The sequence below is a fragment of the Litoreibacter ascidiaceicola genome (genome assembly GCF_900129235.1).
Lineage (GTDB): Bacteria > Pseudomonadota > Alphaproteobacteria > Rhodobacterales > Rhodobacteraceae > Litoreibacter > Litoreibacter ascidiaceicola.
This window is the reverse complement of record NZ_FQUV01000007.1, coordinates 102,190-115,358: the sequence shown is the minus strand read 5'-3', so window position 1 is coordinate 115,358 and position 13,169 is coordinate 102,190. Positions and strand designations below refer to the sequence as shown.

The window sequence follows — 13,169 nt, the reverse complement described above, 5'->3', positions numbered from 1 at the left end:
CCGGCAATGCGTGATCCATTTTTCTTCGGCTACGGCTCCTTAGTTAACGCCGCGACCCACAACTACACCTCCACACATCCTGCCAAACTGGCGGGGTGGCGGCGGGTGTGGCGGCATACATCAATGCGTGATCTCGCCTTTCTCAGCGTGGAACCGGCTGAGGGCGTCCAGATCGACGGGCTTATTGCCGAGGTGCCAAACGCCGATTGGAATGCGCTGGACCTGCGCGAAACAGGCTACTTCCGCAGCCAACTGCCCAAGACCTCCCTCACCCATCAAGCAGGGCCTGTAGAGGTGCAGATGTATCAAACGCACCCCAATCAAGACGCCTCACCCGCGATGCAGCATGCGATTCTGCTCAGTTATGTTGATGTGGTCGTGCAGGGCTTTCACAACGTATTTGGCGAGGACGGGGTAGAGCAGTTCTTCAAGACCACCGCAGGCTGGGACACTCCGATATTGAACGACCGTTCAAATCCACGCTATCCGCGCAGCCAGTCCCTATCCCGTACAGAAACCGAACTGGTTGATCACCACCTCGCCGCCCTGAAGGCGCAGCTCATCTCAACTTGAACGCGCCTAAACCGACATCGTGGCCTTAACGGCTTTCTTCCAGCCGGCATATTTCCGGTTCCGCGTCGCGTCGTCCATATCCGGCTCGAACCGGCGCTCTAGCGCCCAGTTTTTCGCGAAACCGTCCATGTCGGGGTAAATCCCCGCCCGCGATCCGGCGAGCCATGCAGCCCCCAAGGCCGTTGTTTCCAGCACTTCCGGGCGATCCACCTGCGCACCGATAATGTCGCTCAGGAATTGCATCGCCCAATCACTGGCCGTCATCCCGCCATCGACGCGCAAGACGTCTTCGCCGTCCGCGTCCCAATCCGCCTTCATCGCTTCCAGCAAGTCGCGCGTTTGGTAGCCCACGCTTTCCAGCGCGGCGCGGGCAAACTCTTCCGGCCCGGTCCCACGCGTCAGGCCGAAAATCGCACCACGGCAATCCGCATCCCAGTACGGCGCACCCAATCCCGTGAAGGCAGGCACCAAAATGACCTCTTGGCTCTGGTCCGCTTTTTCGGCCAAAGGCTGCGTTTCACTGGCATCGCGAATGATCTTGATCCCGTCGCGCAGCCACTGAACCACAGCGCCCGCAATGAAAATGGACCCCTCCAAGGCATAGGTCGGCACCCCGTCAAACTGATAGGCAATCGTCGTCAGTAGCCGGTTCTTCGACGCGACGGGCGTATCGCCCGTGTTCAGCAACGCAAAACAACCCGTACCATAGGTCGATTTCATCATCCCCGGCTGGAAGCAGGCCTGCCCGACAGTTGCCGCCTGCTGATCCCCCGCAACACCCAAGATAGGCAGGGACTTGCCAAACAAATCCGCGCGGCACATGCCGAAATCGGCGGCACAATCCTTTACCTCCGGCAGCATCTGCATCGGGATGCCCAGCATCTCGCAAATCGTGCTGCTCCAACGCCCTTTACGGATGTCGTAAAGCAATGTCCGCGCCGCGTTGGTCGCGTCCGTTACATGCGCCGCACCGCCGGTCATTTTCCAGATCAGAAAGCTGTCGACGGTCCCGAACAGCAGCTCCCCCGCCTCCGCCCGCTCCCGAACGCCGTCCACGTTCTCCAATATCCAGCGCAACTTGGTGCCAGAGAAATAAGGGTCCAGAAGCAGCCCCGTCCGCTCGGTGAACATCGCCTCATGCCCCGCATCGCGCAGTTCGCGGCAATAGTCCGATGTCCGGCGGTCCTGCCAGACAATCGCGTTGTGAACAGGCTTACCGGTGGCTTTGTCCCAAACCAAGGTCGTCTCGCGCTGGTTGGTGATGCCGATCGCCGCAATCTCTTCAGCCGTGATCCCTGCGCGTTCGATCGCCGCGCGGCACGTCCCTGCGGTCGTAGACCACAGGTCGTCAGGATCATGCTCGACCCAACCGGATTGCGGGAAGTGCTGCTTGAACTCTTCCTGTGCCGACGCGACGATCTTCATGTCACCGTCAAAGATGATCGCTCTGCTCGACGTCGTCCCCTGATCAATTGCCAGAATATGTGTCATTAGCGCCCCCGCTCCGTCTGCATCCACTCGTCCAGCAGATTGATCTCAGCTACGCTCATCCGCAACCCCAGTTTGGAGCGCCGCCAGACGATATCATCCCCGTGTCGCGCAAATTCCTTCGCCATAAGCCAGCGCACCTCGCGCTCCGTCAGGTTGGCCCCGAAGTGCCGCCCCAGATCAGACGGGGCACCCGCATCCCCCAGCATTCGCCGCGCGTCGGTGCCGTAGGCCCGCACCAAACGCTTTGCCCACGCATCATCCAAAAACGGGTAGTCGACGACCAGCCCCTCAATCAGGTCTTGCACCCCGTCGACCGGAAAATCGCCCCCCGGCAAGGCCACACCAGCAGTCCAGTTGTCCGCAAAGTCTCCAATAAACGGTGCGATCTTGGCCAGCGCGTTTTCTGCCAGCTTGCGGTAGGTCGTGATCTTGCCGCCGAACACGTTCAGCATCGGTGCACCGTCATCATAGACGCTCAATACATAATCCCGCGTCGCCGCCGTCGCGGATTTCGCGCCATCGTCATAAAGTGGCCGAACCCCCGAATAGGTCCAAACCACGTCGTCCTTGGTGATATCGTGCTTGAAATAGCCGTTGGCGAATTTGATCAGGTAGTCGCGCTCTTCCTCCGTGCAAACCGGCTTGGACGACACATCCGTGTGCTCCGCGTCGGTGGTGCCGATCAGGGTAAAGTCGGTCTCGTAGGGGATCGCGAATATGATCCGCCCGTCTTCACCTTGAAAGAAGTAGGCTTTGTCGTGCTGAAACAACCGCTTGGTCACGATATGGCTGCCCCGAACCAACCGAACGCCCTCGCTTGAATTGGTCCGCGACACCTGCCGGATTACGTCTTCCACCCACGGGCCGCCTGCATTGACCAGCATCTTGGCGCGTCGCTCAAAGGTCTCGCCCGTCTCCCCATCAGTCAGCGAAATCACCCAATGCTCATCCGCGCGTTCGGCCGAGGTCACCTTGGTTTGCACCATAATCTCCGCACCGCGCGCCTCGGCATCGCGGGCGTTCAGAACCACCAAACGCGCATCCTCGACCCAGCAATCGGAGTATTCATAGCCAAAGGTAAAGCGGTCCTCGATGCCCTGCCCCACCTCGTCGGTGGTCAGATCAACCTTGCGGGTCGCGGGCAAAATTTCACGCCCCCCCAAATTGTCGTATAAAAACAGCCCCAACCGGATCAGCCATGCGGGTCGCCGACCCTTCATCCACGGCATGAAAACACTCAACAGCTTCGACGTCGGCGTGTCCCCCTCAAAGCGCATGTCCTTGTGGTACGGCAACACAAACCGCATCGGCCAGCTGATATGCGGCATCGCGCGCAGCAAAGTTTCGCGCTCGATCAAGGCCTTCCGCACCAGCCCGATCTCGAAATACTCCAGATAGCGCAATCCGCCGTGAAATAGCTTGGTCGAGGCGCTGGACGTGGCCCAGCCAAGGTCGTTCATTTCCGCCAAGGATACCGACAAGCCACGACCCGCCGCATCACGGGCGATCCCGACGCCGTTAATGCCACCGCCAATGATAAATAGGTCAACAATGTCGTCCTGCGCCATCTCGCGACTCCCCTTGCGTTCATGACCAGTAATCACAAGTTTACTTTCGTTTGGTCAAGGTTTACTTTCGCTTTTGCGTCAATCGGAGCTGGTTATGGCCGAAAACTTCAGACAATCCGAAATTCTGGACATTGCGCGCCGCAAGGGTCGGGTCAGCGTCGAAAAGTTGGCGCGGCGCTTTCAGACCTCCGCACAAACCATCCGCAAAGACCTGTCCGACCTGTCTGATAACGGGCACCTGAAGCGGGTCCATGGCGGGGCCATCCTGCCCGAAAACGCGTCGGTCATCGGCTACGAGGACCGGCGGAAGCTGAACCACACCGCCAAGACCCGCATCGCCAAGGCCTGCGCCGATGATATCCCTGAAGGCGCTTGCGTGTTCCTGAATATCGGCACGACAACCGAAGCCGTGGCCCGCGAACTGCTCAATCACACCGCGCTGATGGTGGTGACCAACAACCTGAACGTGGCAAATATTCTATCCGCCAGCCCGCAGATCGACGTGATGGTTGCTGGCGGCACTTTGCGCCGCTCCGATGGTGGGCTGGTCGGGGCCATGACCACCAAACTCATCGCCCAGTTCAAGTTCGACTACGCGGTCATCGGCTGCTCGGCCTTGGACAATGACGGCGATATCCTCGACTTCGACATTCAAGAGGTCGATGTCAGCCAAACCATCATCGCACGGTCCCGCAACACGTTCCTCGTGTCAGACACATCGAAGCTCCAGCGCACCGCGCCGGTTAAAATCGCCTCGCTGGAAAACATCGACCGCTTCTACACCGACGCCCCTCTGCCCCGGTCCTTGGGGCAAAGCTGCACTGCATGGGGCACTGAACTGGTTCAGTGCTAAGGCCAAATCAATCGTCGTCTGGAATGCCCATCAACGCCATCGGGCTGACGCCCAGCGTGGCGGACGCGAAGGGTCCACCGTGGCAGGTGAGCCCCAGATCGTTCAAATCCGCAGGCGGCGTATCCGCCAGTATCTCCACCGCATAATCCTCGGCATTGTCCTTCGGGCGGTAGCCCAGATGCGATGCCGACGAATTATCGACAGGCGAGCGGTCATTGTTTGAAACGCCATAAATTACCGTGAAGCCAACGACGGGCGTATCAATCGCGCGCGTCACGACCTGCACCAGATCATCGGGGCTCAGCCATGACCCCAGCGCCCGCGCGTTCCCGGGCCGCGAGGTCGCGGACAGGATGCGGATATGGACCGATTCCAGCCCCTCCTTCTCCCAGAACATCCGCCCCAGATCCTCGGTAAAGCACTTGGCCAACCCATAGTAAGTATCAGGCCGGTGCGGCATATCCGGCGTGATCGCCACGGTCTTGGGATACATCCCCATCGCATGAATAGACGACGCGTAGACCACGCGATGCACACCATGCTCTTTTGCGGATTGCCAGATATTGTAGGAGCCGACGAAATTCGGACCCCAGATGTCCTCGAACGGCACCTCATCAACCAGCGCACCGAAATGCACCACCATATCCGCACCTTCCAGCAGCGGGCGGATATCGTCCATCTTCGCCAGATCGGCCTGTACGAATGTCTCGTTCGCGGCCAGATCGCCTACGCTCTCAGAAATGTCGGTGGATAGCAATTCGTCGCACATCGCGGCCAGCGGCCCACGCAGGATTTTCCCAAGGTTTCCGGCGGCGCCGGTCAACACGATCTTCTTCATGGTGATATCTCCCAAATCAATCGGGATGACCTCAACACTCCGGAATGTTGACCGCAAGCCCCCCTTGCGAGGTTTCCTTGTATTTCGTGCTCATATCAATGCCGGTCTGGCGCATTGCTTCGATGCAATTGTCCAGCGGCATGAAATGCGTGCCATCGCCCCGTAACGCCAAGGACGCCGCAGAAACAGCCTTGATAGCACCCAACCCGTTGCGCTCGATGCACGGCACCTGCACCAGCCCCGCGACCGGATCGCAGGTCATGCCCAGATGATGCTCCAGCGCAATCTCGGCGGCATTCTCGACCTGCTCGTTTGAACCACCCAACGCCGCGCACAAGCCTGCGGCTGCCATGGAAGACGCCGACCCGACCTCGCCCTGACAGCCAACTTCTGCGCCCGAAATCGAGGCGTTATGCTTGATCAACCCGCCAATAGCCGCCGCCGTCAGCAGGAACTTGCGCTGCCCTTCTTCGGTGGCACCAATGCAATGCTCGCGGTAATAACGCAGCACGGAAGGCAGCACCCCCGCAGCCCCGTTGGTGGGCGAGGTCACGACCTTGCCCCCCGCCGCGTTTTCCTCGTTCACGGCCATGGCGTAGACGCTCATCCAGTCGTTGATCGTATGCGGCTGGCTGCGGTTCATGCCTTGTTCGGCCAGCAACTGGTCGTGGATACGCTTGGCGCGGCGCTTCACGTTCAGCCCGCCCGGCAAGATCCCGTCCATGCGCAACCCGCGATCAACGCAGTCAAACATCGCATCACGGATCGCCGTCAGGTTCCGGTCCAACTCCGCACGCGACATCGTGGCCAATTCGTTGGCCTCTTTCATCTGCGCGATGGTTTTGCCATGGGCCGCGCCCATCTCCAGCATCTCAACCGCCGAGCCGAACGGATACGGGAACCCCGCTTGTTCCTTCTGCACATGCAGGTCCGGCTCTTCATTCGCCAGTTCCGCCTCGGTCATCACGAAGCCGCCACCGACCGAATAATAGGTCTCCTGCATATACAGGTTGCCCGCCGTGTCCCACGCTTTCAGGATCATCCCGTTGGCATGTCCCGGCAGCGTCACATCATAGTCGAAAACCACGTCTTTCGCCGGATCAAGGGACAACTCGGGCAGCCCGTCAGGCCGCACAAGCTTCTCAATCGCCAAGGTCTCAATCAACCCGTCCACCGCATCAGGGTCCATCGTCGCAGGCAGATACCCCATCAGCCCCAGCATCACCGCGCGGTCGGTCGCGTGGCCCTTGCCGGTAAACGCCAGCGAGCCATGCAGCGACGCCGACACGCCGCCCAACTCCCCCGCACCGGGTTCTTTTTCACGCCCGCCACGCAGGTCGTCCAGGAAGCGCCCCGCAGCCGTCATCGGCCCCATGGTGTGGGACGAAGACGGGCCGATGCCCACTTTGAATATGTCGAAGATACTTAGAAACATACGGGCATATACGGCCCAAACGAAAACCGCCGCCTATCGAAACAAGACAGGCGGCGGTGAATTCACGACATGGGTGAAATTTTAGCTGCGGCCCTTCCAGGGCACCAGCAACCGCTCCGCCCAGCGCATCAGCACGTCGATGGAGAACCCGATCACGCCGATCAGGATAATCCCCATCAGCACGATGTCCGTGTTCTGGAACTTCGACGCCACCATGATCATCATGCCCGCGCCCTTCTCGGCGGCCACAAGTTCGGCGGCCACCACGGTGCCCCAACAGACGCCCATCGCCACCCGCGCGCCGGTGAATATCTCCGGCAGCGAATTCGGGATGATGACATGCCGCATGATCTGCCACTTGGACGCGCCCAGCGAGTAGGCGGCATGTACCTTGGTGATGTTGACCCCCGACACGCCGGACCGCGCGGCAATCGCCATGATCCACAGCGCCGCAAGGAACAGCAGCACGATTTTGCCGACCTCTCCGATGCCAGCCCAGATAATGACCAGCGGGATCAGCGCCAAGGGCGGCACAGGACGCATAAACTCGACCACCGGGTCGAACCAGCCGCGGAACCAGTTGGACAGGCCCATGGCGTAGCCCAGCGGGATGCCCACGGCAGCGCCGATCAGGAAGCCCACGATCACGCGGAACAGCGAGTAGCCAAGGTGTTCCCAAAGCGTCGAGTTGCGGAACCCCGTGCTGGAAATCTCCACCAACCGGCTCGCGACCTTTTCAGGTGGCGGCAAATACAATGGCTGCATCTGCCAGCCGGTCTTCGGCTCGATGTTCAGCGTGCCCTTGGGCGTCATGGCGACACGGGCGAAGTCAGTCATCACCTCACCACCGGGCGCAATCGGCTTGCCGTTCACGGCCACGATCTGCGCGCCGTCGTCGCGGCCCACCTCGTCATTCGCGTCCACTCGCAGCAGCTTGGAGCGATATTTCACAATCGACACAGAATCGTTCTTGGCGAACCCGTCCCCTGGCGCAACCTCGGGAACAGTCGCGTCGCCGTCCGCCTCATGCACGTTGACCGTGACAGTCCCTTCGTCGGTCTTCCCGCCCACATCAACCGTGTAGGTAAACACACCTGTGCCGGTGAACGGCGCAGGCGCATGCAGAAACGACGGGATCAGGTTGGAGCCGGTGAACGACGCCCACAGCAAAAATATCGTCACGATGGAAATGATCGACGCGGCGCGGTTTGGCCGCACTGCACTCTCATCCCCGAAGGTCACGGTTTTAAGCGATGTGTAGTCATTCGGGCGTGCCGAGGCGGTGATGTATTTTACCGCAAAGAAACCGCCGATGAAGATGGCGACGTAGATTGCAAGAATGGTCATGCGCTTTCCTCCGTGCGGCCCATAATCTCCTCTTCCATGTCCCAGATCATGGCGAGGATCTCCTCACGGGTTTTGTTGTAGTCAGGGTGTTTCTTCACCTCCCGTAGGTCTTGGTCGACGCCAAGATCGGCAAACGGCAAACGGTATTCCTTGTGGATGCGGCCGGGGCGCGGGGCCATGACCAGCAGGCGCTCGCCCAAAAGCAGCGCTTCCTCGACCGAGTGGGTGATCAGAATGATCGTCTTGCCCGTCTCTTTCCACAGTTTCAGCACAAGGCTTTGCATCTTCTCGCGGGTCAGCGCGTCCAGCGCGCCCAGCGGCTCGTCCATCAAGATCACGTCCGGGTCGTTGGCAAGGCAGCGGGCAAGTGCCACACGCTGCTGCATCCCGCCAGACAGTTCGTAAATTGCTTTGTCCTTGAAGTCCCCGAGGCCGACAACGTCCAGCAGGTGGTCTACATTGGCCCCGTACTGCGCTTCCCTCTCGCCTTTCATGCGCGGTCCGAACGCCACGTTCTCACGCACGTTCATCCACTCGAACAACGCGCCCTGCTGAAAGACCATGCCGCGTTCCGCATCCGGCCCTTGGACGGTGTGTCCGTTCATCGCGATGCGCCCTTCGGTCGGGGCCAGAAAGCCCGCAACGATGTTCAGCAACGTGGTTTTACCGCAGCCTGACGGGCCCAGAACGCTCATCAACTCGCCCGGTTTCAACTCAAGCGTGACGTCCTTCAACGCCTGCACTGATCCGCCGTTGGGCAGATCGAAGCGCATGGAAATATTCTCGATTGTTAGGCCCGACATGGCTGCCCCACTCCTTGTTTATTCGGATTCGGAAGTGAAAAGGGTGGCGCGGAAATCCCGCGCCACCCCTAGTCGGTGCTACATTTCAGACGCAGCTTTCAGCGGGCCTGTGTTTACAGTCGCCTCATAGCTGTCCAGCGCCGCGTCGATGGATTTCGCGTTTACGAAAACATCAGCCACACCCTTCATGAAGGTCTGTGCACCACCGCCAAGCCATGTGCCGCCAAGCTGATCTTCCATGTTCGGAAATGCAAACCCTGCAAGCGTGGAGGCCGTTGCTGCTTCATCCATACCCGCGTCTTTTGCGATCACTGGCAACATCTTCGCGTGGTTGGCTTCATCAGCCCACATTGCGTTGGCGTCTGCGGTGACCTTCAGGAATTTGGCAGCCATGTCGCCATTCTCGGCCACGAAACCAGCCGGTGCAGAGGTCACATCGAACACCAGAATGCCAAGCGCTTCTTTTTCAGCGCCAGTCAACAGGATGTTGCCAGCCTCTTTCATCGTACGCAGCGCGCCACCCCAACCACAGGCCATATCAACAGACCCTTGTGAAAGCGCCGCAGCACCTTCAGCAGGCGCCATGTCCACAACGCTCATGCTCGAAATATCCACGCCGAAGTGGTTCATCTGGCTCAGGAAGCCGTAATGCGCGGCGGTGCCCAGTGGAACCGCAACCTTTTTGCCAGCCAGCTCGCCAGCGGAGTCTTTGTCAATTTCCAGGCCCGAAGCGACAACGCAGTTGTCGTTCTCGGAATAGGACACGGCCACGTCAAGGATCTGGATGTCCTGACCCGCAGAGGTCGCGACCACGAACGGTGGCACACCTTGGGACACGGAAATGTCCACGTCGCCGGAGGCCATGGCAGCCGACATCGCGGTGCCAGTGTCGAAGGAAACCCAAGTCACAGGCGCGCCCAGCGCTTCGTCATAGGTGCCGTTTACCTTGGCGTACTGGAATGGCATCGGCCACTCAAGGAAATAGCCGACAGTCAGCCCGTGGCCATCCGCCATAGCGGCTTGCGCGCCGGACAGCAGTGCAACGCCTGCAACGGCGCTCATCAATTTGGTGGTTAGTTTCATATGTTCATCTCCCATGTTGAACAGCGTGCGCCTCTCGACGCGTATATTTCCCTCAGTGTCGCCAGCTCGGTTGGCCGAGTCTCCTGCACCCTGAAGGGGCTGGTTGAACAAATCACAAGGCCGCTAAGATGCCAGTGCAGTTTGTCCTCGCAGTCGAAGTTTCATGTTTTCGCACGTCTCCATCCTGCTTTTCCACATGCAAACTAGGCGGTGGGGGGGTGGATGCAGTCAATGGATTTAATCAGCTCGGGCCGCGCTGCCTATTTGCTCTTTTACCCACCCGACATGTCTCTAAGTTTATGAAAACAAATGATACCACATTTGAACACCCCATGAAACGCCCCTCTAGAGCCCCGATTCTGGCTATATGCGTGGTGGATTACTGGCCCTATTCCGCGCACGGATAACATGCAGCTTTATGAATAGCGCCGTTCTTGGCGTAGGATATTATAGAATCGCCGGGCGTTCTCACCCGGCCCCCTCAAAATCTGGAGCAAGCCGATGGACGGTAATCTGCAAAGCAATGATCTCTCCGGCGTTGTCGAAGCCGACCGCGCCCATGTCTGGCACCATCTCAGCCAACACGCCGGCTATATGGCCGAAGAAAACCGCACCGATCCCAAGATCATCGTTGAAGGCAAGGGCCTGCGCGTTTGGGACCAAAACGGCCGCGAGCATATCGACGCCGTGTCCGGTGGCGTCTGGACCGTCAATGTCGGCTACGGCCGCGAAAGCATCGCCAACGCCGTGCGGGACCAGCTGGTGAAAATGAACTTCTTCGGCGGCACAATGGGCTCGATCCCCGCCGCGCAATTCTCCGAGCGTCTGATCTCCAAAATGCCCGGCATGAGCCGCGTCTACTACGCCAACTCCGGCTCGGAGGCGAACGAGAAGGGCTTCAAAATGGTCCGCCAAATCGCCCACAAACGCTATGGCGGCAAGAAGCACAAAATCCTCTACCGCGACCGCGACTACCACGGCACCACCATCGCGGCCCTGTCCGCTGGCGGTCAGGACGAGCGCGGCGCGCAATACGGCCCCTTCACGCCCGGTTTCGTGCGCGTACCGCACTGCCTCGAATACCGTGCCATGGACCAAGGCTTGGGCGATCTGTCCGGCGAGGCCTATGGCATCGCCTGCGCCAACGCGATCGAGGAGATCATCCTGCGCGAAGGCCCCGACACCGTCGGCGCTCTCTGCCTTGAGCCTGTCACCGCAGGCGGCGGCGTCATCACGCCTCCCGAAGGCTACTGGCCCCGCGTGCAGGAAATCTGCAAAAAGTACGACATCCTGCTGCATATCGACGAGGTCGTCTGCGGCATGGGCCGCACCGGCACGTGGTTCGGCTACCAGCACTACGGCGTCCAGCCCGACATCGTGACCATGGCTAAGGGCGTCGCCTCCGGCTACGCGGCGATCTCGTGCTGCGTGACGACCGAGGCCGTGTTCGACATGTTCAAGGACGACACCTCCGACCACCTCAACTACTTCCGCGATATCTCCACCTTCGGCGGCTGCACCGCTGGCCCTGCGGCTGCAATGGAAAACATGCGCATCCTCGAAGACGAGAACCTGCTCGAGAACACCACCGCCATGGGCAGCTACATGCTGGAACAGCTCGAAGAGCTGAAAGGCAAGCACACCTGCATCGGCGACGTCCGCGGCAAGGGTCTGTTCCTCGGCGCAGAACTGGTCGCCGACCGAGAAACTCGCGCGCCATTGCCCGAAAAGCTGGTCGCCCAAGTCACCGGCCACTGCATGGCAAAGGACGCGGTTATCATCGGCATGACCAACCGCTCCGTTCCGGGTTTCAACAACACGCTCTGCTTCTCCCCCGCATTGATCGCCACCAAGGACGACATCGACGCGATCATCACCTCGGTGGACGGCGCGTTGACGACGGTGATGGGATAGGGGTCCAGACCACATGACACGAAAAAGCCCGTGACCTTGATAATGTTGCGGGCTTTTTGTTTTGGCTGCTTTGGCTGCTATGCGAACAAAGCCGACTTTTTCATGCGCAGCCAGTGCTGATGCAGCAATTGTTCGCAGTTGCAGCGGCATCTTTTCGGTGATGCAGCATATTTCACCGAGCCGGACCTTCAACGGCGTCAATTCGTGCGTACTTCAAATCTGCCCCCTCGCTGCGCACGGCTTCGACAATCGAAACGGCGGACAAAGCAGACTTGTGCTGGTGTAGCCAATGCAAGTGCAGAAAGTTCCAAGACGCGTTTGCTGCCGCTGCTATGGGCATTCGGTGGCGCAACAGAATTCCCATTGCAGACATTCAACAGGGTCTATCTATTTTGAATTTAACAGCTCTTTCGCAGCGACCGTCTCGAACCGTCGCGACGCGAAGATTGCCGCTGTTCACGAAAATTCTGGCAATGGCTAATTCCGGCAACTCGCTGCGGAATCGTTTCATTAAATGACAGCGCAGAGGAAGCAATGTGCTATCTCGGCACGTGAGCATCTGTTCTTTATACCGACACCATCTGCAATAATTCATTACGGTCGAAATCGTGCTTGGCCACATTTGTGATGACCTCACCACGCTTTAGAACAACCAGTTGATCAGCCAATTCGAATGCGAAGTCGAAGTACTGTTCAACCAAGACAATCGCCATATCCCCACGGTCACGCAGCAGGCTTATGACTTCTCCGATGTGTTGAATGATGTTGGGCTGAATGCCTTCCGTTGGCTCATCCAAAAGCAACAGCTTAGGTTTTGTGATCAACGCGCGGGCGATGGCCAATTGCTGTTGTTGTCCCCCGGAAAGATCACCGCCACGACGGCTTTCCATCACTTTGAGGACTGGAAACAGGTCGTAGATATCGTCAGGGATGAAGTGCTCGGACTTTGGCAAACACGAAAATCCCGTCTGAAGGTTCTCGTGTACCGTCATCAGGGGAAACACATCGCGCCCTTGCGGGACGTAGCCGACACCCAATTTTGCCAAACTATGCGCGGGCAGTTTCCCGAGATCCAGCTCACCCAGTGACACCGATCCACCGGAGCGCGGATGCGTGCCAGAGATCGCCTTCAATAAGCTCGTTTTGCCCACGCCATTTGTGCCCATCACGCAAGTGATAGCGCCCTGATCGGCGCGCATGGAGATATCATAGAGTATTTGCGAGTTGCCATAGTGTAGCGTCAGGTTTTCAACGTTTAACATAG

Annotated in this window: 11 protein-coding genes; 3 read left to right on the top strand and 8 right to left on the bottom strand. The window is 59.2% G+C overall.

Annotated elements, in window-relative coordinates; genetic code table 11:
• Nucleotides 1-6: 6 nt before the first annotated feature.
• Nucleotides 7-573, top strand: a complete 567-nt coding sequence (locus tag BUB72_RS14590) for a gamma-glutamylcyclotransferase family protein (protein ID WP_073145230.1) — start codon at nt 7-9, stop codon at nt 571-573.
• Nucleotides 574-579: 6 nt separating this feature from the next.
• Here BUB72_RS14590 and glpK read toward each other — a convergent pair whose 3' ends face one another.
• Together glpK and glpD are read right to left on the bottom strand one after the other, a co-directional pair.
• Complete coding sequence (gene glpK / locus BUB72_RS14585) at nt 580-2,064, bottom strand: glycerol kinase GlpK (protein WP_073145227.1); 1,485 nt, start codon at nt 2,062-2,064, stop codon at nt 580-582.
• Entirely contained in the window at nt 2,064-3,632 is a 1,569-nt protein-coding gene (gene glpD / locus BUB72_RS14580) for a glycerol-3-phosphate dehydrogenase (protein ID WP_073145224.1), read from the bottom strand. The genes glpK and glpD overlap by 1 nt, the downstream gene beginning before the upstream one ends.
• 94 nt (nt 3,633-3,726) lie before the next feature.
• Here glpD and BUB72_RS14575 point away from each other — a divergent pair, with 94 nt between their 5' ends.
• A complete protein-coding gene (locus tag BUB72_RS14575) occupies nt 3,727-4,485 on the top strand; it encodes a DeoR/GlpR family DNA-binding transcription regulator (protein WP_073145221.1) in 759 nt (252 codons plus the stop codon).
• A gap of 7 nt (nt 4,486-4,492) precedes the next feature.
• On the opposite strand, the gene BUB72_RS14570 is transcribed toward BUB72_RS14575, so the two are convergent.
• The 5 genes from BUB72_RS14570 to BUB72_RS14550 form a co-directional block, all read right to left on the bottom strand.
• Nucleotides 4,493-5,323: an NAD-dependent epimerase/dehydratase family protein gene (locus tag BUB72_RS14570; protein WP_073145219.1), complete on the bottom strand. Its 831-nt coding sequence runs from the start codon at nt 5,321-5,323 to the stop codon at nt 4,493-4,495.
• Nucleotides 5,324-5,354: 31 nt separating this feature from the next.
• Nucleotides 5,355-6,758, bottom strand: coding sequence for an L-serine ammonia-lyase (locus BUB72_RS14565; RefSeq protein WP_073145216.1), 1,404 nt, complete (start codon nt 6,756-6,758; stop codon nt 5,355-5,357).
• Between the two features lie 81 nt (nt 6,759-6,839).
• On the bottom strand, nt 6,840-8,105 hold the full coding sequence (locus BUB72_RS14560; RefSeq protein WP_073145214.1) for an ABC transporter permease: 1,266 nt from the start codon (nt 8,103-8,105) through the stop codon (nt 6,840-6,842).
• Entirely contained in the window at nt 8,102-8,908 is an 807-nt protein-coding gene (locus BUB72_RS14555; RefSeq protein ID WP_073145212.1) for a taurine ABC transporter ATP-binding protein, read from the bottom strand. Before BUB72_RS14555 ends, BUB72_RS14560 begins: the two co-directional genes overlap by 4 nt.
• A gap of 78 nt (nt 8,909-8,986) precedes the next feature.
• Nucleotides 8,987-9,991: a taurine ABC transporter substrate-binding protein gene (locus BUB72_RS14550; protein WP_073145210.1), complete on the bottom strand. Its 1,005-nt coding sequence runs from the start codon at nt 9,989-9,991 to the stop codon at nt 8,987-8,989.
• Between the two features lie 501 nt (nt 9,992-10,492).
• On the opposite strand from BUB72_RS14550, the gene BUB72_RS14545 reads away from it, so the two are divergent.
• Nucleotides 10,493-11,905, top strand: a complete 1,413-nt coding sequence (locus BUB72_RS14545; protein WP_073145208.1) for an aminotransferase family protein — start codon at nt 10,493-10,495, stop codon at nt 11,903-11,905.
• Nucleotides 11,906-12,471: 566 nt separating this feature from the next.
• Here the strand turns inward: BUB72_RS14545 and urtE are convergent.
• Complete coding sequence (gene urtE / locus BUB72_RS14540; protein WP_073145206.1) at nt 12,472-13,167, bottom strand: urea ABC transporter ATP-binding subunit UrtE; 696 nt, start codon at nt 13,165-13,167, stop codon at nt 12,472-12,474.
• Nucleotides 13,168-13,169: the final 2 nt, after the last annotated feature.